At 64.3% G+C, this 22,336-nt stretch carries 19 protein-coding genes; 10 read left to right on the forward strand and 9 right to left on the reverse strand.

Annotated elements, in window-relative coordinates:
- Positions 1-329: 329 nt before the first annotated feature.
- From P6U30_RS04950 to P6U30_RS04970, 5 genes are all read left to right on the forward strand, one after another.
- Positions 330-1,892, forward strand: coding sequence for a beta-(1-6) glucans synthase (locus P6U30_RS04950; protein WP_407170353.1), 1,563 nt, complete (start codon positions 330-332; stop codon positions 1,890-1,892).
- Positions 1,893-2,944: 1,052 nt separating this feature from the next.
- Positions 2,945-4,363: a threonine synthase gene (thrC, locus tag P6U30_RS04955; protein WP_407168413.1), complete on the forward strand. Its 1,419-nt coding sequence runs from the start codon at positions 2,945-2,947 to the stop codon at positions 4,361-4,363.
- Positions 4,360-5,649: a M16 family metallopeptidase gene (locus tag P6U30_RS04960; protein WP_407168414.1), complete on the forward strand. Its 1,290-nt coding sequence runs from the start codon at positions 4,360-4,362 to the stop codon at positions 5,647-5,649. The genes thrC and P6U30_RS04960 overlap by 4 nt, the downstream gene beginning before the upstream one ends.
- Positions 5,650-5,817: 168 nt before the next feature.
- Positions 5,818-6,405 carry a GNAT family N-acetyltransferase gene (locus P6U30_RS04965; protein WP_407150301.1) on the forward strand — a complete coding sequence of 196 codons (588 nt, stop codon included), beginning with the start codon at positions 5,818-5,820 and terminating at the stop codon, positions 6,403-6,405.
- Positions 6,406-6,529: 124 nt separating this feature from the next.
- A complete protein-coding gene (locus P6U30_RS04970; RefSeq protein WP_407168415.1) occupies positions 6,530-7,174 on the forward strand; it encodes a hypothetical protein in 645 nt (214 codons plus the stop codon).
- 86 nt (positions 7,175-7,260) lie between these two features.
- Here P6U30_RS04970 and P6U30_RS04975 read toward each other — a convergent pair whose 3' ends face one another.
- From P6U30_RS04975 to P6U30_RS04995, 5 genes are all read right to left on the reverse strand, one after another.
- Positions 7,261-7,746 carry an ATP F0F1 synthase subunit B gene (locus P6U30_RS04975; RefSeq protein WP_407168416.1) on the reverse strand — a complete coding sequence of 162 codons (486 nt, stop codon included), beginning with the start codon at positions 7,744-7,746 and terminating at the stop codon, positions 7,261-7,263.
- A 4-nt stretch (positions 7,747-7,750) separates the two neighbouring features.
- On the reverse strand, positions 7,751-8,317 hold the full coding sequence (locus P6U30_RS04980; protein ID WP_407168417.1) for a F0F1 ATP synthase subunit B: 567 nt from the start codon (positions 8,315-8,317) through the stop codon (positions 7,751-7,753).
- A gap of 57 nt (positions 8,318-8,374) precedes the next feature.
- Positions 8,375-8,605, reverse strand: coding sequence for a F0F1 ATP synthase subunit C (locus tag P6U30_RS04985; RefSeq protein WP_016847054.1), 231 nt, complete (start codon positions 8,603-8,605; stop codon positions 8,375-8,377).
- 55 nt (positions 8,606-8,660) lie between these two features.
- On the reverse strand, positions 8,661-9,410 hold the full coding sequence (locus P6U30_RS04990) for a F0F1 ATP synthase subunit A (protein ID WP_407168418.1): 750 nt from the start codon (positions 9,408-9,410) through the stop codon (positions 8,661-8,663).
- A 72-nt stretch (positions 9,411-9,482) separates the two neighbouring features.
- A complete protein-coding gene (locus P6U30_RS04995) occupies positions 9,483-9,854 on the reverse strand; it encodes an AtpZ/AtpI family protein (RefSeq protein ID WP_407168419.1) in 372 nt (123 codons plus the stop codon).
- 275 nt (positions 9,855-10,129) lie between these two features.
- Between P6U30_RS04995 and P6U30_RS05000 the strand changes: the two genes are divergently transcribed.
- The 3 genes from P6U30_RS05000 to P6U30_RS05010 all read left to right on the forward strand — a co-directional run bounded on the left by P6U30_RS05000 (position 10,130) and on the right by P6U30_RS05010 (position 11,989).
- The gene (locus P6U30_RS05000; RefSeq protein ID WP_407168420.1) at positions 10,130-10,759 is read left to right on the forward strand and encodes a 2-hydroxychromene-2-carboxylate isomerase; all 630 of its coding nucleotides are present in this window, start codon (positions 10,130-10,132) and stop codon (positions 10,757-10,759) included.
- Between the two features lie 75 nt (positions 10,760-10,834).
- Complete coding sequence (locus P6U30_RS05005) at positions 10,835-11,356, forward strand: hypothetical protein (protein WP_407168421.1); 522 nt, start codon at positions 10,835-10,837, stop codon at positions 11,354-11,356.
- A gap of 156 nt (positions 11,357-11,512) precedes the next feature.
- Positions 11,513-11,989, forward strand: a complete 477-nt coding sequence (locus P6U30_RS05010) for a secondary thiamine-phosphate synthase enzyme YjbQ (protein WP_407168422.1) — start codon at positions 11,513-11,515, stop codon at positions 11,987-11,989.
- Between the two features lie 99 nt (positions 11,990-12,088).
- Here P6U30_RS05010 and P6U30_RS05015 read toward each other — a convergent pair whose 3' ends face one another.
- On the reverse strand, positions 12,089-13,714 hold the full coding sequence (locus P6U30_RS05015; RefSeq protein ID WP_407170354.1) for an MFS transporter: 1,626 nt from the start codon (positions 13,712-13,714) through the stop codon (positions 12,089-12,091).
- Between the two features lie 354 nt (positions 13,715-14,068).
- On the opposite strand from P6U30_RS05015, the gene P6U30_RS05020 reads away from it, so the two are divergent.
- Entirely contained in the window at positions 14,069-14,743 is a 675-nt protein-coding gene (locus P6U30_RS05020) for a response regulator transcription factor (RefSeq protein WP_280982854.1), read from the forward strand.
- A 185-nt stretch (positions 14,744-14,928) separates the two neighbouring features.
- Complete coding sequence (locus P6U30_RS05025) at positions 14,929-16,107, forward strand: YncE family protein (protein WP_407168423.1); 1,179 nt, start codon at positions 14,929-14,931, stop codon at positions 16,105-16,107.
- Positions 16,108-16,227: 120 nt separating this feature from the next.
- Here P6U30_RS05025 and P6U30_RS05030 read toward each other — a convergent pair whose 3' ends face one another.
- The 3 genes from P6U30_RS05030 to P6U30_RS05040 form a co-directional block, all read right to left on the reverse strand.
- Positions 16,228-19,737 (reverse strand): NahK/ErcS family hybrid sensor histidine kinase/response regulator, encoded by a 3,510-nt coding sequence (locus P6U30_RS05030; RefSeq protein ID WP_407170355.1) that lies wholly within the window; start codon positions 19,735-19,737, stop codon positions 16,228-16,230.
- A gap of 115 nt (positions 19,738-19,852) precedes the next feature.
- Positions 19,853-21,082, reverse strand: a complete 1,230-nt coding sequence (gene hemA, locus P6U30_RS05035; protein ID WP_407168424.1) for a 5-aminolevulinate synthase — start codon at positions 21,080-21,082, stop codon at positions 19,853-19,855.
- Between the two features lie 185 nt (positions 21,083-21,267).
- Positions 21,268-22,329, reverse strand: a complete 1,062-nt coding sequence (locus tag P6U30_RS05040) for an MBL fold metallo-hydrolase (protein ID WP_407150313.1) — start codon at positions 22,327-22,329, stop codon at positions 21,268-21,270.
- Positions 22,330-22,336 lie beyond the last annotated feature (7 nt).

A 22,336-nucleotide genomic window follows, 5' to 3' on the forward strand; every position in this document is an offset into this window, starting at 1 on the left:
AGCCGCTGTCGCGGATTGGGAGGCGCGGTCTCATGTGGAGGGCCGGCGGCCCATTCTCAACTCCGGTAACAGTGCGGTGTTTCAACTTCGCCGCAGAGCAGCTTTAAGTCCTCAAAATCCGCCACGCCCACTTTCCTCTCGAACACCCACGCCAAATCTCGGTGAGCAAGAAAAACACACTTGCGGCGTGATCGCATGATATATGCTTGGCCAGCACGCATTTCCCTAAGTCGCCAGCCTCGCGCATCGAGGACGCCCAGCAAGTCATTCCTGCACGGAGGACGGAACTGGTTTCGCCCCGCATCCCGCTGACGCTCCTCCTGATATCGCTGGGCGCCATTGCCGCGGTGTGGTGGTGGTTGGGCCTGCCAGCCGACCTAGCCTACGCACCGATCGATCCCAATCATAAAGTCCAGTGCATCTCATACGCCCCCTTCCGCAGCAATCAGACGTCGCTTTCGCCGGCGACGCAGGTGTCGCGGGAGCAGATCGCGGAAGATCTCGCCCAGCTTGCGAAGATAACCGACTGCATTCGTACCTATGCGACCGATCTTGGGCTCGATCAGATTCCCGAACTGGCGGCCAGGGTGGGGCTGAAAGTCATTCAGGGCATTTTTCTTGATCGTGACCGGCGAAAGAATGCAACGCAGATCTCGGCGGGGATACGGCTCGCCAAGCAATATCCGGAAACCATCATCGCGCTCGTGGTCGGCAACGAGGTCTTGTTGCGTAAGGAAATGTCCGTTTCCGATCTCGCCGCCACGATCCGCTCCATCAAGGCGCAGGTCACCGTCCCCGTCACTTATGCCGACGTCTGGGAGTTCTGGCTGAGCAATCGCGAGCTTGGTGACGCCGTCGATTTCGTCACGGTCCATATCCTGCCCTATTGGGAGAATGTCCCAATCCCGGCAGAACATGCCGCGGCTCACGCCGACACGATCCGCCGACGGGTCGCGGCGGCTTTTCCGGGCAAGGAAATCCTGGTCGGAGAAATAGGTTGGCCGAGCGAGGGACGAATGCGCGGGTCGTCACTGGCGTCGCCGGTCAACCAGGCGCGGGTGGTCTCGGAGGTGCTCGAGCTGGCGCGGCGCGAACATTTCCGCGTCAACCTGTTCGAGGCCTATGATGAATCCTGGAAGCGGGAGATCGAGGGGACGATCGGCGGATATTGGGGCTTGTTCGATTCCGAGCAGCGTACGTTGAAGTATCCGCCCGGCGTCCCGATCAGCAACTTTCCGTTCTGGAAGCTGCAAATGTGCGGCGGAATGGCGCTGGCGGTCCTGGTATTTGGCGCGGCATGGCTGACCTTGCGCGGAAAGCCGGGAGAGCTCGACTTCGGCTTGTGGATTGCGCTCGCGCTATCGGCGACGACAGCAGGAATCCTGTTTGGGGTCGCCGCTCAAAAAATGGTCTATGAGAGTTATGGAGCAGGTGGCTGGCTTCTCTGGGGCTCGCTTCTGGCGGCGGCAACGGCCTCGCCGCTGTTTGGCGCCAACGCCCTGATGTCGGGCCGCGCACCGCCCAGCTTTCTGGAGTTGTTGGGTCCGCAGGGCCACCAGACCGAATCGGTGCTCGCGACCATGCACGGATTGGCCTGGATCGTCACCGTCGTGATCGGCACGGCGATCGCACTCGGCCTTGTGTTTGATCCACGCTTCATTGATTTTCCCTACGCGGCTCTCACCATGGCAGCGGTGCCCTTTGCGGCTGCGACGCTGCTCAATCCTCCGAAGAAAGGACTCCGCCCGATGGCGGAATCGCTATTCGCAGGCATCTTTTCTGCAGCGGCAATCTATGCAGGGTTCAACGAAGGACCGGCCAACTGGCAGTCGCTATGGACCTGCGCTGCGTTCATCCTGCTTGCGGCCACGCTGTGGCGGGCCCGTGCCTGAGCTCACACCTAGTGGCAGGTGTCTTCCGCGAGATGCGCAGCATCTTCGCGAGACGGTGACAACCAAGCCCAGTCTCGCCGGGGCGAGCACGTATAAGCCGTAACCCATCGCGCAGGGAAAGCCGGAATTGCTCTGGTTACGCCCGAGCTTTCTACCACTGCTCGGGGCCCATGGGTGCGATCGGCACCCGGCTTTCCCTGCGCCCTCTGCTCACGAGAGGGCGGATAAGATGCAAAGCTCGCACAAAATATGTCACGAGAATGCGAATGTATGACTCACAAGCTGCGCCACATACTCGCTGTCGTCCCGGCCTTGAGCCGGGACCCATAACCACGACTGCGCACTGTCTTGCGAGGTTGGAGCCACAGTGCGCTTCAACAGCGCAATCCTGTGGTTATGGGTCCCGGCTTTCGCAGGGACGACAGCGGAGAACTTGGCACGGTCGCGAGGTTATCCCGGACTTTCGCGGGTGATGACAGTGCGCTGCTTGAGATGTGAACCTGGAGCTATCCCCGTCATTTGCGAGGCGCGTAGCGCCGCGGCAATCCATGGTCCCGCATATGAGGAGCGATGGATTGCTTCGTCGCGGAGGCTGTCATCGCGCGCGCGTTCGCGCGACCCGTTGGCTCCTCGCAATGACGGCGTTGAGGCATCGAGCGAGACCTATCCCCACCGTCGTCCCGGCGAAGGCCGGGACCCATTACCCCAACTGCTCATCGTTGCGGGACGCTGGGGCCACCATCCCGTTCATCATCAAGCGCGGTGGTTATGGGTCCCGGCTTTCGCCGGGACGACGAACAGAGAGTCCCGTTCACCACACCCGCCGCGGAGTATGGGTCCCGGCCTTCGCCGCGACGACGACGCAGGGTGGTCCTTCACTTCATTTCGGTCATGGGCCGCTGGCCGTTTCAAGCGGCCTCTCGAACCCGTCGTTCGGGCTACCCTTTGTCGGCCCGATCTTCTATGGTGGCCCTTCGGTTCGCAGGCGGCGAACATGATAATTCCATGATATCAAAGGCTTAGGGCTCGGATCGAAGCCTTTGGAGGGCAGTTTGACGCGTTATATTTCGACCCGGGGCGAAGCTCCGGTTCTGGGCTTCTGCGATGTGATGCTGACCGGGCTCGCCCGGGACGGCGGGCTTTACGTGCCCGAGGCCTGGCCGCAGCTCACGCCCGAGGCCATCGCCGCCTTGTTCGGCCGGCCCTATTGGGAGGTCGCGGTCGAGATCATCCGTCCGTTTGCCGCCGGCGAGATTTCGGATGCCGATCTCGGCCGCATGGCAAACGAGGCTTACGCCACCTTCCGCCACCCGGCGGTGGTGCCGCTCCGCCAGATCGGGCCGAATCAATTTGTGCTCGAGCTGTTCCACGGTCCGACGCTGGCGTTCAAGGACGTCGCGATGCAGTTGATCTCGCGGCTGATGGATCACGTGCTCGCCAAGCGCGCGGAGCGCACCACCATCGTGGTCGCGACCTCGGGCGACACCGGCGGTGCCGCCGTCGAGGCGTTTGCGGGTCTCGACAACGTGGATCTCGTCGTGCTGTTCCCGAATGGGCGCATCTCCGAGGTGCAGCGTCGCATGATGACGACGACCGGCGCTGCCAACGTGCACGCGCTCGCGATCGAGGGCACCTTCGACGATTGCCAGGCGATCGTGAAGGAGATGTTCAACAATCACCGCTTCCGCGATGCGGTCTCGCTGTCGGGCGTCAATTCGATCAACTGGGCGCGTATCGTGGCGCAGGTGGTCTACTACTTCACGTCGGCGGTCGCGCTCGGCTCGCCGCAGCGGACGGTCGACTTCACGGTGCCGACCGGCAATTTCGGCGACATCTTCGCCGGCTATGTGGCGAAGCGGATGGGGCTGCCGATCCGCTGGCTGCGCATCGCCGCCAACGTCAACGATATCCTGCCGCGCACGCTCAAGACCGGCAATTATGAGGTGCGCGAGGTCCACGCCACGACATCGCCATCGATGGATATCCAGGTGTCGTCGAATTTCGAGCGGCTGTTGTTCGAGGCGAGCGGCCGCGACGCCGCCCAGATCCGCCGCCTGATGGCCTCGCTGAAGCAGTCCGGCCGGTTCGCGCTGCCGGATGCGACGCTCGCCGCCGTGCGAAAAGATTTCGACGCCGGCCGCGCCGACGAGACCGAGACGGCGGCGGCGATCCGTGCCGCCTGGCGCGAGGCGGGCGATTTGGTCGATCCCCATACTGCGGTCGCGTTGGCGGTCGCGGACCGCGACACCTCGGACTCGAAGATTCCCAACATCGTGCTGTCGACCGCGCATGCGGCGAAATTCCCCGACGCGGTCGAGGCCGCCTGCGGGGTGCGCCCGCATCTGCCGGCCTGGCTCGGCGGCCTGATGACCAAGTCAGAACAGATGACTGTCATGAAGAATGATGCCGCAGAGGTCGAGCGCTTCGTGCTGTCGGTCAGCCGTGCCGCCAAGCAGGGAGCTATCGGATGAGCGTTGAAGTCACCAAACTTCCGAGCGGCCTGACCGTCGTCACCGACACCATGCCGCATCTGGAAACCGCGTCGCTCGGCGTATGGGCCGGCGTCGGCGGCCGCGACGAGAAGCCGAACGAGCACGGCATCTCGCATCTGCTGGAACACATGGCGTTCAAGGGCACCGCGCGGCGCTCCTCGCGCGAGATCGTCGAGGAGATCGAGGCGGTCGGCGGCGACCTCAATGCCGGGACCTCGACCGAGACCACGGCCTATTATGCGCGGGTGATGAAGGCCGACGTCGCGCTGGCGCTCGACGTGCTCTCCGATATCCTCGCCAACCCGTCCTTCGTGCCTGATGAGCTGGAGCGCGAGAAGAGCGTAATCGTGCAGGAGATCGGCGCGGCGCAGGATACGCCCGACGACGTCGTGTTCGAGCATCTCAACGAGCTCTGCTATCCGGACCAGCCGATGGGCCGCTCGCTGCTCGGAACCGCGAAGACGCTGAAGAGCTTCGACCGCGACATGCTGCGCGGCTATCTCTCGACGCATTACCGCGCGCCCGACATGGTGGTGGCCGCCGCCGGCGCCGTCGATCACAAGCGCATTGTCGAGGACGTCGCGCGGAAGTTCGCCGGCTTCGACGCCTCGCCGGCGCCGAAGCCGCAAGTCGCGACGTTCGGCAAGGGCGGATCGCGCGTGGTGCATCGCGAGCTCGAGCAGGCGCATCTGACCCTCGCGCTCGAAGGCGTGCCGCAGACCGATCCCTCGCTGTTCTCGCTCCAGGTATTCACCAACACGCTGGGCGGCGGGATGTCGTCGCGGCTGTTCCAGGAGGTGCGCGAGAAGCGCGGGCTGTGCTACTCGATCTACACCTTCCATGCCCCCTACACCGACACCGGATTCTTCGGCCTCTACACCGGGACCGATCCCGCCGACGCGCCTGAAATGATGGAGGTCGTCGTCGACGTCATCAACGACGCGGTGGAGACGCTGACGGAAGCCGAGGTGGCGCGGGCCAAGGCGCAGATGAAGGCCGGCCTGCTGATGGCGCTGGAAAGCTGCTCGGCCCGGGCCGAGCAGTTGGCCCGCCATGTGCTTGCCTACGGCCGGCCGCAGACCGTGGAAGAGCTGGTGGCGCGGATCGATGCGGTCAGCGTCGAATCGACCCGCGATGCTGCCCGCGCCCTGCTGTCGCGCAGCCGTCCCGCGGTTGTCGCCTTGGGCAGCGGCAGGGGTCTGGACACGGCGGTGTCTTTTGCGGAAGGATTGACGCAGTCGAAGGCAAAGACGCTGCTGCATTAGAAGGAGTTTCACCTCGCCCCGCTCTTGCGTGGGGGAGGTCGGCGCGAAGCGCCGGGTGAGGGGGTCGGGCCGCAAAATCGAAGCTGCGGAGAGCCCCCTCGCCCCGATCCTCTCCCCGCAAGGGCGGGGCGAGGGAGGAGAGGTGGTCCGGCGGGGGAGTATTGGGCTATGGCCCTGTTTCGTTTGCCATCCAGCGGACCGGCCGCGCTGATGCCGCGCGGCCACGGGCTGCTGCTGCGGGCGCCGCAGATGTCGGACTTCCCGCAATGGGCGCAGTTGCGCGAATTCAGCCGGGCCTATCTGACGCCGTGGGAGCCGATCTGGCCCTCCGACGATCTGACCCGCTCGGGCTTCCGTCGCCGGCTGCGCCGCTACGCCGAGGACATCGCGACCGACCGCTCCTATCCGTTCATTATCTTCCGCGAATCGGATGGGGTGATGATCGGCGGCATCACGCTCGCCAATGTCCGCCGCGGCATCGTGCAGGCCGGAACCATCGGCTACTGGGTCGGCCAGCCCCATGCAGATCGCGGCTACATGACGACCGCGCTGCGGGTGCTGCTGCCCTCGCTGTTCGGCGAGCTCAACCTGCATCGCATCGAGGCGGCCTGCATCCCCTCCAACGCCCCGTCGATCCGGGTGCTGGAGAAGTGCGGCTTCACCCGCGAGGGCCTGGCGCGGCGCTATCTCTGCATCAACGGCATCTGGCAGGATCATCTGCTGTTCGGCCTGCTGCACGAGGATTTCCGCGGTTGATCTCAGTCTTTTGGCTGATGCCATAACCGCCCCGACGACTCCCGACATGCCTTGGGTTCGCCGCCATTGCCTTGCTATAACGCCCGCGCAACAGGAACCTCGATGGGAGGCTTTGAGGATATCGATGGGTGACAGGGTGATCAGGCTCGCGATCGCGGCGGCGGTATCGATTGGTCTCAGTGCAACCCTGCTGCCGTCGGCAGCGCCAGCGCAGTCCCTGAGCGATCGCTTCAAGAGCCTGTTCGGCGGCGGTTCGGACTCCTCGAAGCCGGCCACGCCCGCCGCACCGCCCGTGCTCAACGAGAACGATGCCGAGCTGACGTGCCCGCCGGTCCAGGTCCGCTCCGGCGCTTCCACCTACGCGGTGGCCGCGCCCGGCAAGCAGCCGATCGGCAATGACATCAAGTTCCAGGCGTCGATCTCGCGTATGGCGCGGCAATGCAACCTGGACCATGGTCAGATCACCGCAAAGATCGGAATCCAGGGCCGCGTGATCGTCGGCCCCTCGGGTGCGCCGCCGACGGTCGAGGTGCCGCTGCGCGTTGCCGTGGTGCAGGGCGGCGTCGGCGAGAAGACGATCATGACCAAGGCCTACACGACCACGGTCCAGATCGACGAGACCGGCAGCGTGCCGTTCAGCCTCGTCGCGGAGGATGTCGTCTATCCGGCGCCGTCGCCTGCGGACAACGACAACTACGTCTTCTACATCGGCTTCGACCCACAGGCCTTGAAGCCCGAACCCAAGCCGCGCGGCCACAAGAAGCGATAGCGGGCCGCGGCTGAGAGAGCTGACCATCCAAACAAAAAGCCGGCGCGATCATCTCGCGCCGGCTTTTGTTGTGGATGGTGTCGGCTTCAGTTCAGCTTGGAGCGAACTTCTGCGATGCCCTTGCTGACGAGGTCGTCGGCGACCGAGCCCTTGACCGACTGCGACAGGATGGTCGAGGCGGCGGTGACCGCGGCGTTCGCCGCGGCGGCACGGACGTCGGCCAGGGCTTGCGCCTCAGCCAGGGCGATCTTGCTCTCGGCGGTCTTGGTCCGCCGGGCGACAAAATCCTCCATCTTGGTCTTGGCCTCGGCTGCGATTCGCTCGGCCTCCGCCTTGGCGCTGGCGATGATCTCCTCGGCTTCGCGCTCCGCGCTGGTCCGGCGGGCCTTGTACTCGCCGAGCAGCTTATTTGCCTCGTCCTTCAGACGGCGGGCGTCCTCGAGCTCGGCCTTGATGCGTTCGGCGCGGTGGTCGAGCGCCGTCAGCAGCGTGCGATGGACGCCGAAATAGCCGAACACGATCATCAAGATGACGAACGCGATCGCAACCCAGGTCTCCGGTTCATAGAACATCGATCTATCCCTTCAGCGAAGCGTCGACGGCGCTGTTGACCGCATTCGCGTCCGGCGAGACGCCGGCCAGCCGCTGAACGATGGCGCCGGCCGCATCGGCCGCGATGCCGCGGACGTTGCTCATGGCGCTCGCCCGGGTCGCCGCGATCTGCTTCTCGGCGTCGGCAAGCTTCACCGCCAGTTTGTCTTCCAACGCCTTGCGCTCGGCTTCGGAGGCCGCGTTCAGCTTCTCGCGGGTCTCGTTGCCGATCGCCTGCGCGCGGGCGCGGGCGTTCGCCAGTTCGCTCTCATAGGCCTTCAGCGCAGCGTCGGACTCGTCCTTCAGCTTCTGCGCCTGGGCCAGGTCACCTTCGATCTTGTTCTGGCGTGCATCGATCGTCCCACCGACGCGCGGCAGTGCGATACGCGACACGATCACGTAGAGCGCGACGAACGCAATCGCCAGCGACACAAGCTGCGAGGCGAAATTGGAGGAATCGAACGGCGGAAAGGTTCCGCCGTGAGCTCCCCCATCGGCCTCGGTGTGGCCACCGGCATTCTGGCCTTTTGCCTCGCCATGACTCTCAGCCATGGTGTTCTCCTGTTGCAGTCATGCGCGCCGCCCGAAGGCGGCGCGAAGGGGTGCCGCTCAGAGCGGAACGAACAGCAGCAGCAGCGCGATCAGCAGCGAGAAGATGCCGAGCGCTTCGGTCACGGCGAAGCCGAAGATCAGGTTGCCGAACTGGCCCTGCGCGGCCGACGGGTTACGCACCGCAGCGGCAAGGTAGTTGCCGAAGATGATGCCCACGCCGACGCCCGCACCGCCCATGCCGATGCACGCGATGCCCGCGCCGATAAGTTTAGCTGCTGCCGGTTCCATTTTTAGCTCCTTGAGGAAGATAGACAGATTGGTGGGTGGAGATTCCCCGGACCGCTTAGTGTCCCGGATGAATGGCGTCGTTGAGGTAGATGCAGGTCAGGATCGCAAACACATAGGCCTGCAGGAACGCGACCAGGATTTCGAGAGCGTACAGCGAAATCGTGAGCGCCAGCGGCAGCACGCCGCCGACCCAGCCGAGCGCACCGAGCGAGAAGCCGAGCATCGCGACGAAGCCCGCGAACACCTTCAGCGCGATGTGGCCGGCGAGCATGTTGGCGAACAGTCGGACGCTGTGAGAGACCGGCCGCAGGAAGAAGGACAGGATCTCGATGAACATCACCAGCGGCAGGATGTAGATCGGAACGCCGGAGGGAACGAAGATCTTGAAGAATTTCAGACCGTTCTTGTAGAGGCCGTAGATCAGCACCGTGAAGAACACCATCAGCGCCAGCGCCCCGGTGACGATCAGGTGGCTCGCCACCGTGAAGGTGTAGGGGACGACGCCGACCAGGTTCGAGACACAGAGGAACATGAAGATCGAGAAGATCAACGGGAAGAACTTCATGCCTTCCGCGCCGGCCGTGCTGCGAATCGTCGAGGCGACGAACTCGTAGGAAATTTCGGCGATCGACTGCAGCCGTCCCGGAACCATATCGCGGCCGGTCGCCAGCATCAGCAGCGCGGTCAAGAGAACCGCGATGAACATAAAGAGCGACGAATTGGTGAAGGCGATCGTGTGATTGCCGATGTGGCCGAGCGTGAAGAGGGGCTCGATGTTGAACTGATGGATCGGGTCGATTTTCATCCGCGCGGCTCTTGGTCCACCGGCCATCCTGCCGGTTATCGAATTTCAAATGTCATGACTTCCCGCCAGCGCTCAACGCTTGCCTGAGGCCACGCCCGCAGACCTCACCACGTTGACCACGCCGGCGACGAAGCCGAGCAGCATGAACACGATGAAGCCGAATGGCGATATCGACAGCCAACGGTCGATTCCCCAGCCAATCGCCGCCCCGACGGCAACGCCCGCGATCAGCTCCGAGGAAAGACGAAAACCGAGCGCCATCGCCGAAGCTCTGGCCGCACTGTCCCCGCCTTCAGTACCGGATTGATCAGTCTTGCTCTTCCGGCTGTCGCGAATTTCAGACAACCGATGATCGAGACTTCCGAGCCTTGCGGAAAGCGCAGCTTCGTCGGGAGGCGATTGATCGCGACTTCCATCTGCGCCGTGGTTATTGTTTCCAGCCATGCTGCAAACACTAACCGATGCCGCGGATGATGGAAATTGCGCCCGTCCCCGTCAAAAGCCGCGCGGACCATACTTACCGCGTCTAATCAAGTCAAGATTGCGTCGTCACGGGTTATTGCTTTGATTTCGCTGGATTTATTTGGAGATATTCAAGGTCAGAGTGACGCAGTGATCGCAGCGCAACAGCTTGTATGCAATGAAGCGATCTTGTGCCGGTTTCGCAGCTCTGTTGGGATGGCGAAAACGCCCCTCCTCGTTTGCAATCGGAAATTCGCATGGCGCGCCAGATCGACTACTACTTCTCGCTGCAATCACCGTGGGCCTATATCGGCCACCGGCCGTTTGTTGAACTCGTAAGTGCCTATAATCTTGAGGTAAATTACCGGCCGGTCTTGTTGGTCGATCTGTTTTCGGAGACTGGCGGGCTGCCGCTCGCGCAGCGCCATCCGGTGCGCCAGCGCTATCGGATGATCGAGTTGCAGCGCTGGCGCGATAAGCGCGGGCTGAGTTTCCATCTGCAGCCGGCGAACTGGCCGTTCAATCCACGCCTCGCCGATGGCATCGTGATCGCGGCGCTCGAGGCGGGCCTTAATCCCCAGCCTTATCTGCAGAGGGCCTATCCCGCAGTCTGGGAGCTCCAGCTCAATCTGGCCGATCCTGCGACTCTGGTGAAGCTCGCTGACGAGGCCGGTCTGCCCGGCCAACGGCTCGTAGAGCGCGCGGGCACAGAGGCGATCAGCGCGGCCTATGAGCAGAACCGGCAAGATGCGCTGACCGCCGATGTGTTCGGCTCGCCGGGCTATGTGCTCGACGGCGAAGTGTTCTGGGGCCAGGACCGGATCGAATTGCTGGAAGATGCGTTGAAGTCAGGTCGCAAGCCCTATAGCTCGAACGTTGAAGCATGATCGGTGGAATGGGCAGTGATGTTCGAGGCGGAGCATGCCCAGGCGGTGCGGGATCAGGTTGAGGCGGAGCAAGCCATGCCGACAGCGGCGCCTTCCTCGAAATTCTCCGTCGCGATTGCGGCGGCCGCGTTGCTGATCGGCAGCGCGGCAGCAGCGCAGCCGGCTGCCGCGCCCGACACCGAGAACGGCCGCTACGCGCTGTCTCCGGCAGGTGATGGCTTCCTGCGGCTCGACACGCGCACCGGCGCGGTGTCGACTTGCACCAATTCCGGCTCCGGATGGTCCTGCTATGCGGTGCCGGACGAGCGCGCCGCGATGGATGCCGAGATCGGGCGGCTGCAGGCCGACAATGAGAGATTGAAGGCCGAGCTTGCGGCGCGCGAACCGGCCACGGGCAAGACCGACGAGGCATTGCCGAAGTCCGACTCGCTGAAGAAGGCGGAGCCGAAGACGGCGGAGGGCGAGCGCAAGATCGAGATTCCGCTGCCGAGCGATCGCGACATGGATCGCGTGATGTCGTTCCTGGAGCGGGCATGGCGGAGGCTGATCGAGATGGCCAACCGCGTGCAGCGCGACGCCAACGGCGGCAAGATTTGAGGCGGCTCTCTCCGCTGCGTCGTCCCGGCGAAGGCCGGGACCCATAACCACCGCTGAGAGTTGGGTGGCTGAGCTGGCAACTCCAAATCTTCGTAACTGGGGGCCGCGGCGTATCGGTCCCGGCTTTCGCCGGGACGACGGGTTGAAAGAGTTCAAATGACGACACCGAAGACCGTCACGCGCTCGGCACCGTCCTCCATCGCGGCAACCAGCATCGTGTCGTCGCGATTGATGGTCGAAACGTCGGGCGCCGGCTTCACCGACATCACGCGCGAGGTTGCAAAATTCCTGCGCGAGGCGCGTGCGACCGAGGGCGCGGTGACGCTGTTCATTCGGCATACCTCGGCGTCGCTGACGATCCAGGAGAATGCCGATCCGACTGTACTGATCGACCTGATGACGGCGCTCGACCGCGTCGCGCCGGAAAATGGCGGCTGGCGTCACGACACCGAGGGTCCCGACGACATGCCCGCACACATCAAGACCATGCTGACGGGGACCTCGCTGCAGATCCCTGTGCTCGACGGCGAGATGGCGCTCGGCACCTGGCAGGGCATCTATTTGATCGAGCACCGCGCCCGCCCGCACCGGCGCGAGATCGTGCTGCAATTCATCGGCACGACGAGGGCATGACCTTATCGAGGCCGGCTCGAGCGTTCGCGCCTTGCCCGAAATGACGTTGGCCGCGGATCGCTCCGCGGCCGATCGATCAAGATGGCTACGTCAGCCCGATCAGGTCCTGCTGATATCGACGTCCTTGGTTTCCGGCAGGAAGATCGTGCCGACCACCGCGGTGATCGCCGCGAAGATGATCGGGTACCAGAGGCCGGCATAGATGTCGCCGGTCGAGGCCACGATCGCGAACGCGGTCGCGGGCAGCAGACCGCCGAACCAGCCGTTGCCGATGTGATAGGGCAGCGACATCGAGGTGTAGCGGATCTTGGTCGGGAACAACTCGACCAGCATTGCGGCGATCGGGCCGTAGACCATGGTGACGAAGATCACCAGGATGAACAGCAGACCGATGACCGCAGCGACCTGCGGGCGGAAGATGTCGAACGGATGTGCCATCTTCACGATGCTGGCGTCACCTGCTTTGGGGTAGCCGGCGGCCGCGATCGCCGCGGAGACTGCGGGATTGCCGGCCTTGGCGTCGGGATAGGGGACATCCTTGCCGTTGACGACGACCTTCACGCCCGACCCGGCCGCGCCGGATGTCGTCGAGTACTTGACCGATGACTGGGCGAGGAAGGCGCGAGCGACGTCGCAGGGCGCGGTGAAGACGCGGGTGCCGACCGGATTGAACAGGTCGCCGCAGCCCGCGGGATCGGCGACCACCTCGACCTTGGTGGCTTCGATCGCCTTTTCCAGCGCCGGGTTGGCGTTGGTCGTGATCATCTTGAAGATCGGAATGAAGGTCAGTGCGGCGATGGCGCAGCCCGCAAGAATGATTGGCTTGCGGCCGATCCGGTCCGACAGCGCGCCGAACACGATGAAGAAGCCGGTTCCGAACAGCAGCGACCAGGCGATCAGCAGGTTCGAGGTGTAGCCGTCGACCTTCAGGATCGATTGCAGGAAGAACAGCGCATAGAACTGGCCCGTGTACCAGACCACACCCTGGCCCATGGTGCCGCCGAGCAGCGCAAGCAGCACGATCTTGGCGTTGGACCAGTTGGCGAAGGCTTCGGTCAGCGGCGCCTTGGAGCTCTTGCCCTCGTCCTTCATCCGCTGGAACACCGGCGATTCATTCAACCGCAGACGGATCCAGACCGAGATTCCGAGCAGCAGCACCGACACCAGGAACGGGATGCGCCAGGCCCATTCGGCAAACGCCTTTTCGCCGGTGATGCTTCGCGTGAACAGGATCACCAGGAGCGAGAGGAACAGGCCGAGCGTCGCCGTGGTCTGGATGAACGAGGTGTAGTATCCGCGCTTGCCCTGCGGGGCATGCTCGGCGACGTAGGTCGCCGCACCGCCATACTCACCACCGAGCGCAAGGCCCTGCAGCAGGCGGAGGCCGATCAGGATGACCGGCGCCGCGAACCCGATGGTCTTGGCGTTGGGCAGCAGGCCGACGATGAAAGTCGACAGGCCCATGATCAGGATGGTGACGAGGAAGGTGTATTTGCGGCCGACGAGGTCGCCGACGCGACCGAACACGATGGCGCCGAACGGGCGGACCAGGAAGCCTGCGGCAAAGGCCAGCAGCGCAAAGATGTCCCGGGTTGCCGGCGGATAATCGGAGAAGAACTGTGCGCCGATGATGCCAGCGAGGGATCCATAAAGATAGAAGTCGTACCACTCGAAGACGGTACCGAGCGACGAGGCCAGGATGACGAAGCGTTCGTCCTTCGTCATGCCGGCGGACCGCCCGGAAGTTGCAGTCATTGTGGACATCTGGATTAATCCCCCCGATTTTATCGCTGCCGTGATGCCCCACCTGCCGGGTTCGGTCAGATCAAGTCATAGGCCTAATTTCAGGGTAACATCGCAGTGAAACCCCTCCCAATAAGACTTTTGGCTTTCCCACGCCTTCGGCTTATCGTCGGGAAGCTGAGCGGGATGGAACGCATCCGCGTAGTTCTATTGCAGCGCACAAGCTCAGCGGGTTAACTGCGTTGGCATCTGGCATTATCAAGCACTTGCGTGATACTGCCGCGCGGGGGACAACCAAGTTGCGCGGGTTGGCCAACACCCGCTTATGGGATTGAGATGACTGCTGTTGCCAATTCTCATCTTGTCATTGCCGACGACCATCCGCTGTTCCGCGATGCGTTGCGCCAGGCGGTGTCGAGTGTCGTGAGTTCGGCCACGATCAGCGAGGCTGGATCATTCGAGGATCTGACCGCGCTGCTGGAGCGTGACTCCGACGTCGACCTGATCCTGCTCGACCTGACAATGCCGGGGATCAGTGGCTTCTCCGGCCTGATCTATCTGCGGGCGCAGTATCCGGCGATCCCGGTGGTCATCGTCTCTGCCAGCGATGATGCCGGAACCATCCGTCGTTCGCTCGATTTCGGCGCCTCGGGTTTTATCCCCAAGCGCTTCGGCGTGGAGACGCTGCGTGATGCGATCATGAAGGTGATGGAGGGCGACGTCTGGGTTCCGCCGGACACCGATCTCTCCGCGGCCGGCGATCCCGACATGACGCGGCTGCGCGACCGCCTCGTGACGCTGACCCCGCAGCAGGTGCGGGTCCTGATGATGCTGTCGGAGGGGCTGCTCAACAAGCAGATCGCCTACGAGCTCGGCGTCTCCGAGGCGACCATCAAGGCTCACGTCTCGGCCATCCTGCAGAAGCTCGGCGTCGAGAGCCGGACGCAAGCCGTGATCGCTGCCGCGAAGATCGCCGGCGGCCAGTGGCGCCAGGGCACGCCGACGACGTAGTCAACTCCAATTCCGATTGCCGGGCTCGAACCAAGGCGTTGCGCCGAGCGAAGGCGGGAATGCGTGGCCGATCGCAGGCTTCCGCCAAGTGTCCGGATTTTCCCTCAAAGTGCGCGGGGCTCGAAAACCGGCTATCCTGCCCGGCACCGGCCCGTGAGAGGCTGCGTGCTTTTGGGGAGAACGCCATGATCTCTGCAACTCGTGTCGCCGGATTGTCGCTGGCTGCGGCAATCCTGCTCGGTGCCGGCTCTTTTAGCTGTGCTCGGGCCAAGCCGTTGATGATCGTCGGCCTCGACGAGAAGTTGTTGTGGGACGACGACGGCAAGCCGGTGCTGTCAGCGCCGGGCAAGGATCAGGTGCTGATCGTTGATCTCGCCGACCCCGAGAACCCGAAGATCGTAGCTGCTCTCCCATTGAAGAATTCGGTGGTCGGCCCGCCCGTCAATGTCGATATCGATCCGAGCGGGACGGTGGCGCTGGTCGCGGACTCGGTCGACGTGGTGAAGGACGGCGACGCTCTGAAGCAGGTGCCGGACAACAAGATCTATGTGATCGATCTCAAGGCGACCCCGCCCAAGCTGGCAGCGACCATTCCCGGCGGAAAGCAGCCATCGGGGTTGAGCTTCAGTCCCGACGGCAAGATGGCGTTGGTTGCCAACCGCGGAGACAATTCGATCAGTGTGCTTTCGGTCAACGGCACCGACGTGAAGATCGCCGACACGGTCTCGATGCCTGACAGCGTCGCGCATGTCGCGTTCGCGCCGGATGGCAAGCACGCGCTGGTCGCGCGCTTTCCCGCTCACAAGATATCGGTGCTCGATATCGCCGGCGACAAGGTCACCTACAGCAAGGTCGACCTGCCGGCCGGTCAATGGCCTTACAACGTCGCAGTGACGCCGAACAGCAAGATCGCGCTGACGTCGGATAACGGCAACGCGGGCGCGTCGGACGGCAGCGTCGACACGACCAGCGTCATCGATCTCGAAGCGAAGCCGCCGCGCATCATCGATCGCGTGGTGGTCGGCGACGGACCGGAAGGGCTTGCCGTCAGCCCGAAGGGCGATCTCGCGGTCTCGGTGATCCTGCGCGGCTCGAACATGAAGAATGCGTTCTTCCATGAGAAGAACGGCAGCGTCTCGGTCCTGAAGATCGATGGCAAGAAAGTGACCAAGATTCGAGATATCGACGTCGGCGGACTGCCCGAGGCTGCCGTCTTTACGCCTGACGGAAAATATATCCTGGTCGGGAACTACCTCAGCCAGGACTTCTCGATCCTCAAGGTCGACGGAACTGATGTCACCGACACGGGCAAGCGCTTTCAGGTGCCAGGGCATCCTGCGTCGGCCAGAATGGGACCGAACTGAACTGGAGCGCAAATGCGGATCACCTCTCCCACGGGAGAGGTGATCTTTCGATGCCGCGCCGCTCGACCAATCTCATCGCGCTCTTAGAGCGAAACGCTCGCCCGGACCGCGCCGTCGCACTCACTCCGCAGCGACCATCTGCTGGGTGCGCCATTGCCCGAGCAGCGCCCGTAGCGACGCCGGTTTGACCGGCTTGTTCAGCACCGCGATGCTCTCCTCGCGCGCGGCGGCGCGCACCGCGGGGCTGCGGTCGGCCGTGATCAGGATCGCGGGGATGTTGTCACCGAAGCGGCGGCGGATCTCGCGGATCGCGGCAACGCCGTTGCCGCGGTCGAGATGATAGTCGACCAGCACGCCGGTGACGCGACCGCCGGCCGTCTCGATCGCGCCGATGGCGGCATCCGAATCGGTCACCGCGATCACCTCGGCGTCCCACGCCGTCAGCAGTGTCTTCATGCCGTCGAGGATGGCGGGATCGTTCTCGATGCAGACGATCCGCGCGCCGCTCATCGGCGTCTTCGACAGCGGCGTGGCGCTGGTGACTGCCGCGGTGTGGTTGATCGCAGTCGCAACCGGCACGCTGACCGAGAACACCGAGCCGCCGCTGGTATTGGCATCGATCGCGATGCGGTGGTTGAGCACCCGCGCCAGCCGCTCGACGATCGACAATCCGAGGCCGAGGCCGCGCGCGATCCGGGCGCCCTGTTCGAGGCGATGGAACTCCTTGAAGATCTCGCCGCGCTTCTGCACGGGGATGCCGACGCCGGTGTCGTAGATGCCGATCTGGAGCCGATCGCCGCGGCGACGGCAACCGACCAGCACGCGGCCGCGCGGGGTGTATTTGATCGCGTTGGAAATGAAATTCTGCAACAGCCGGCGCAGCAGCGAGCGGTCGGATTCGACCGGCAGCGAGCAGGGCACGAAGCGGAGATCGAGGCCCTTGTCGCGGGCGATCGGCGCGAATTCGATCTCGAGTGAACGCATCAGGTCGGCCATCCTGAAGCTCGAGATCGACGGCGTCATGGCGCCGGCGTCGAGCCTGGAGATGTCGAGCAGCGCGCCCAGAATGTCCTCGATCGCCTCGAGTGAATCGTCGATATTCTCGACCAGGCGCGAATCCTCGCCGCCGTTCTGGCGCTCGACCAGGCTTGTCACGTAGAGCCGCGCCGCGTTGAGCGGCTGCAGGATGTCGTGGCTCGCGGCGGCGAGGAAGCGGGTCTTGGACGCGTTGGCGTCCTCGGCGGCGCTCTTGGCGAGCGCGAGCTCCGAATTGAGCTGGGTCAGCTCCTCGGTGCGGTCGCGCACCCGCTTTTCCAACGTCGCATTGGCGCGCTCGAGCGCCTCGGCAGCCTCGAAGCTCGGCGTGACATCGGAGAAGGTGATGACGAGGCCGCCGCCCGGCATGCGGTTGGCGCGCACCTCGATCACCAGATGGCGATCGGTGAAGCGCTCCAGATAGGGCTCGCCCTCGGTGGTGTAGGCGCGCAGCCGCTGCTCCAGCAGGTTGTCGCTGTCGCCGGTTGCCGGCGGGCTGACCGCCCCCATGCATTCGAGGATCTCCGGCAGCGGGATGCCAAGCTGCACCAGGTGCGGCGGCAGTGCCAGCAGCTCACTGAACTGGCGGTTGGAGCAGATCAACTGCAGGTCGGCGTCGAACACAGCGATGCCCTGGCGCACATGGTTGAGCGCGGTCTGCAGGATCTCGCGGTTGAAGTGCAGCGCGGCGTGGGAGTCGTCGAGCAGCTTCAGCGCGGCCTTGGCCGACACGGTGCGCCGCTGCAGCATCAGCGACATCACGAGACGCGACGACGCCGCGCCGATCGACGAAGCGATCAACCGCTCGGCATGCTGCAACAATTCGAAGTCAGCCGGCGCCGACGGATCGAGCGCGCCGTTGCGATCGGCCGCGAAGGCGGCGAATGCCTCCCGGGCGCGATCGGGGCCGAGATATTGTGCCACCGTGCTCTGGATGTCTTGCACCGTCACGGTGCTGCGCCAGCGCCGGAACGTCGGCGCGATCGGAGCCAGCGCATTGGGCACGAACACGTCGGCCTGCAGCAGCTCGATCGATGATGGCGCGCGTGCCAGCGAGAACAGCACGTAGCTGAGGATGTTGAGCCCGAGGCTCCACAGCACGCCGTGCAGCAGCGGCGGCAGGTCGGCGTCGAACAGCGCCTGGGGTCGCAGCGCCTCGATCCCGAACGGCCCATGTTGCAGCAGCATCAGGCCGGTGGTCGAGGTTTCGAGGAAGCTCGGCGCGAACAGCGTGTAGAGCCACATCGCGAAGCCGACCAGCATGCCCGCCATCGCGCCGCGGGCGGTGGCGCGGCGCCAGAACAGGCCGCCGAAGAATGCCGGCGCGAGCTGCGCGATCGCGGCAAAGGACAACAAGCCGATCGCGACGAGCTGGGTGTTGCCGAGCGCGCGATAGTAGAAATAGGCCATCACCATGATGGCGAAGATCGAGAAGCGCCGCGCCTTCAGGAGGAAATCGCCGAAATCCTTCTGGCCCGCGCGGGCATCGTCGCTGCGCGGCAGCACCAGCGGCAGCACGATGTCGTTGGAGACCATGATCGACAGCGCCACGCATTCGACGATCACCATCGCGGTCGCGGCCGACAGGCCGCCGACGAACACGGCGAGGCTGAGCAGCGGCGAATTGCCCTCGATCGGCAGCGCCAGCACGAACATGTCGGCGTCGACGGCGCCGAACGGGAACACGATCAGGCCGGCGATCGCGATCGGAATCACGAACACGTTGATCACGACGAGATAGAGCGGGAATAGCCAGCGCGCGCGGCTGACATCTGCGCTGGTCGAGTTCTCCACCACGCTGACATGGAACTGGCGCGGCAGCAGCATGACGGCGACGAACGACAGCAACGTCATGATCAGGAAGTTGCCGATCGATGGCACATACTCGATCGCGCGCAACGCCTCCGGCGTCTTCAGGGCGCGCTCGTAGAGCTCGACCGGCGAGAACATCCAGAAGGTGACGAAGGCGCCGGCGGCGATGAAGGCAACCAGCTTGACGATGGATTCGGCGGCGATCGCCAGGATCAGGCCGTGCTGGTGCTCGGTCGCGTCGGTGTGGCGGGTGCCGAACAGCACCGCGAACACCGCCATCGCGAGCGTCACCATCAGCGCGATGTCGCCGAGGATCGGAACCTTGGAGAAGGCCTGATCCTCGCTCAGGATCGTCTCCAGCGAGGAGGCCATCGCCTTCAGTTGCAGCGCGATATAGGGCACCGAGCCGATGATCGCGATCAGCGCCACCGTGGCGGCCACCGCCTGGCTCTTGCCGTAGCGCGCGGCGATGAAGTCGGCGATCGAGGTGATGTTCTGCGACTTGGCTAGCGCGATCACGCGGCGCAGCAGCGGCGTGAACAGCCCGACCATGACGATCGGACCGACATAGATCGCGAGGAAGTCGACGCTGGTGCGGGTCGCGAAGCCGACCGAGCCGAAGAAGGTCCAGGAGGTGCAGTAGATCGCGAGCGACAGCGGATAGATCCACTGGCTGGCACGGCCGCGCTCGTCGGGCGACATCCTGTCGCCGCGGCTGGCCACGAAGAACAGCAATCCGATATACGCGAACGCCGTGACGATCACGCCCCAGTCGTGCAGCATTGGCTGCTCATCTCCCTTCCCGGCCCTGGAGAGGGCCGCGCGCCGGATTATAGACGCAATGGGCCGGCCGCGCACTGCACGACCGGCCCGATTTCGGGATCAGGACGGAGTAGGGTTACTCGGCCGCCAGCGCCTTCTTGCCGAGGGGCAGGCCAAGCCGCTCCCAGACCTGCAGCAGCGCGTCCGCCAGCGCGTCGATCAGGCCGTCGTCATGGTAGGGCGAGGGCGTGATGCGCAGCCGCTCGGTGCCCTTGGCGACGGTCGGATAGTTGATCGGCTGGATATAGATGCCGTGCTCCTCCAGCAGCAGGTCGGAGGCGCGCTTGCATTTCTCGGGATCGCCGACGAACAGCGGCACGATATGGGTGTCGCTCGACATCACGGGCAGGCCGGCGGCGGTCAGGATCGCCTTGGTGCGGGCGGCGCGGTCCTGATGGCGCTCGCGCTCCCAGTTCGAGGTCTTGAGATGACGGATCGCGGCGGTCGCAGCCGAGCAGATCGCCGGCGGCAGCGCGGTGGTGAAGATGAAACCCGGCGCGTAGGAGCGCACCGCGTCGATGATCTCGGCCTTTCCGGCGATATAGCCGCCGAGACAGCCGAACGCCTTTGCGAGCGTGCCCTCGAGGACATCGATCCGGTGCATCACGCCGTCGCGCTCGGCAATGCCGCCGCCGCGCGGGCCGTACATGCCGACGGCGTGAACCTCGTCGACATAGGTCATGGCACCGTATGTGTCGGCGAGATCGCAGATCTTCGCCAGCGGCGCGACGTCGCCGTCCATCGAATACAGGCTCTCGCAGGCGATCAGCTTGGGCCGGGCAGGGCCCGCGGCAATCAGCAGCTCTTCGAGATGCGCGACGTCGTTGTGGCGGAAGATCTGGCGCTCGCAGCCGGCCTGGCGAACGCCCTCGATCATCGAGTTGTGGTTCAGCGCGTCGGACAGGATCAGGCAGTTCGGGATCAGCTTCGCGATCGTGGAGATGCCGGTCTGGTTGGAGACATAGCCCGAGGTGAACAGAAGCGCAGCTTGCTTGCCGTGGAGATCGGCGAGCTCGGCCTCGAGTTGCACCAGCGGATGGTGGGTACCGGCGATGTTGCGGGTGCCGCCGGCGCCGGTGCCGACCCGGGTCGCGGTCTCGACCATGGCGCCGACCACTTTTGGGTGCTGACCCATGCCGAGATAGTCGTTGGAGCACCAGATCACGACATCGCGCTGGCCCTTCGGCGAATGCCATGTCGCGTGCGGGAAGCGACCCGCAATCCGCTCGAGGTCGGCGAAGACGCGATAGCGCCGCTCGTCATGCAGGCGGTTGAGGGCGGCGTTGAAGAACTGGCTGTAGTCCATCGGCGAACCTGGAACCTGACCGGAATTGTTGCTTCTTCTTAGAGCTTTTCCAGCTCCAATGTCCATCTGCCCGCCCATATTTGGCCACGCGGGCGCCTTGGGCAAATTGCCCTAGCCGAGCCGGTCAGGCTTGGTTTCGATCAAATCGGCGCGATGCCGGCGCAATTTGCGCGCGCCGCCGACGCTCAGGTGGTGCGGAAGCGCAGCATCCCGTCGGCCGTCTCGGCCGTCAGCCGACCTTCGACCAGCATGTAATTGACGTGGGCGATCAACTCGCCGGCGGCAAAGCCCATCTGGTGAGCGTCCAGCACGTGCTTATGGAACACGACCGGCACCAGCTCCTTGGAGGTCTGCGGCACCTCGCGGCAGGCCTCCGCGATCAGCCGGCAGCGCTCCTCGTGGTGATCGGCGAGCTGCTTGATCCGGGTCTTCAGCCCGTAGAACGGCACGCCATGGCCGGGCAGCACCATCACGTCGTACGGCAGCGTGGTGGTAAGGCTCGCCAGCGAGGCCAGATATTCGCCGAGCGAATTCTGCTCGGGCTCGACCGCCCAGACGCTGACATTGGGCGAGATCTTGCTCAGCACCTGGTCGGCGGAGAGGAACAGCTTGTCGGCCGCGCAATACAGCATCACCTGGTCGAGCGCGTGCCCGCCGCCGGTGATCACCTTGAACCGCCGCGCGCCGATCACGACCTCGTCGCCATGGGTGAGGCGGTGATAGGACGGCGGCAGCACCGACACCCGCTTCAGATAGTCCTGGCCGCGGCCGAGCAGCTTTTCGGTCAGGTCCTCGTCCATGCCGTGGCGGCGGAAGAACAGCCGCTGCGCGTTGCGCCGCTCCTCGGTGCCGCGGTTCTGGTGATAGACCGATTGCAGATATTCGACCTGCGACATGAACAGCGGGCAGTCGAAGCGCTCGGTGATCCAGCCGGCGAGACCGACATGATCGGGATGCGAATGCGTCACGATCAGCCGGGTGACCTTGACGTGCCTGAGCGGTCCCTCGAACAGCGTGGTCCAGGCGGCGATCGATTCCTCGTTGCCGAAGCCGGAATCCACCATGGTCCAGCCGTCGCCGTCGGCGAGCAGGTAGATGTTCACGTGGTTGAGGCGGAACGGCAGCTTCAACCGTGCCCAGAGCACGCCGGGCGCCACCTCCACGACCTGGTCGTGGCCGGGATGGTTCTCCCAGGGGTATCTCAGTGCCTCTGCCGAGGAGTGGATGCTGTCGGTCTTTGAATGCATGCTACCG

The organism is Bradyrhizobium sp. ORS 111 (assembly GCF_045571485.1).
GTDB lineage: Bacteria > Pseudomonadota > Alphaproteobacteria > Rhizobiales > Xanthobacteraceae > Bradyrhizobium.

What these genes read in the sequence shown, in the direction of transcription:
- P6U30_RS04960 (WP_407168414.1), top strand. Translation starts at nt 4,360, where the DNA reads ATGAGCGTTGAAGTCACCAAACTTCCGAGCGGCCTGACCGTCGTCACC.
- P6U30_RS04965 (WP_407150301.1), top strand. Translation starts at nt 5,818, where the DNA reads ATGGCCCTGTTTCGTTTGCCATCCAGCGGACCGGCCGCGCTGATGCCG.
- P6U30_RS04970 (WP_407168415.1), top strand. Translation starts at nt 6,530, where the DNA reads ATGGGTGACAGGGTGATCAGGCTCGCGATCGCGGCGGCGGTATCGATT.
- P6U30_RS04975 (WP_407168416.1), bottom strand. Translation starts at nt 7,746, where the DNA reads ATGTTCTATGAACCGGAGACCTGGGTTGCGATCGCGTTCGTCATCTTG.
- P6U30_RS04980 (WP_407168417.1), bottom strand. Translation starts at nt 8,317, where the DNA reads ATGGCTGAGAGTCATGGCGAGGCAAAAGGCCAGAATGCCGGTGGCCAC.
- P6U30_RS04985 (WP_016847054.1), bottom strand. Translation starts at nt 8,605, where the DNA reads ATGGAACCGGCAGCAGCTAAACTTATCGGCGCGGGCATCGCGTGCATC.
- P6U30_RS04990 (WP_407168418.1), bottom strand. Translation starts at nt 9,410, where the DNA reads ATGAAAATCGACCCGATCCATCAGTTCAACATCGAGCCCCTCTTCACG.
- P6U30_RS04995 (WP_407168419.1), bottom strand. Translation starts at nt 9,854, where the DNA reads ATGGCTGGAAACAATAACCACGGCGCAGATGGAAGTCGCGATCAATCG.
- P6U30_RS05000 (WP_407168420.1), top strand. Translation starts at nt 10,130, where the DNA reads ATGGCGCGCCAGATCGACTACTACTTCTCGCTGCAATCACCGTGGGCC.
- P6U30_RS05005 (WP_407168421.1), top strand. Translation starts at nt 10,835, where the DNA reads ATGCCGACAGCGGCGCCTTCCTCGAAATTCTCCGTCGCGATTGCGGCG.
- P6U30_RS05010 (WP_407168422.1), top strand. Translation starts at nt 11,513, where the DNA reads ATGACGACACCGAAGACCGTCACGCGCTCGGCACCGTCCTCCATCGCG.
- P6U30_RS05015 (WP_407170354.1), bottom strand. Translation starts at nt 13,714, where the DNA reads ATGACGAAGGACGAACGCTTCGTCATCCTGGCCTCGTCGCTCGGTACC.
- P6U30_RS05020 (WP_280982854.1), top strand. Translation starts at nt 14,069, where the DNA reads ATGACTGCTGTTGCCAATTCTCATCTTGTCATTGCCGACGACCATCCG.
- P6U30_RS05025 (WP_407168423.1), top strand. Translation starts at nt 14,929, where the DNA reads ATGATCTCTGCAACTCGTGTCGCCGGATTGTCGCTGGCTGCGGCAATC.
- P6U30_RS05030 (WP_407170355.1), bottom strand. Translation starts at nt 19,737, where the DNA reads ATGCTGCACGACTGGGGCGTGATCGTCACGGCGTTCGCGTATATCGGA.
- hemA (WP_407168424.1), bottom strand. Translation starts at nt 21,082, where the DNA reads ATGGACTACAGCCAGTTCTTCAACGCCGCCCTCAACCGCCTGCATGAC.
- P6U30_RS05040 (WP_407150313.1), bottom strand. Translation starts at nt 22,329, where the DNA reads ATGCATTCAAAGACCGACAGCATCCACTCCTCGGCAGAGGCACTGAGA.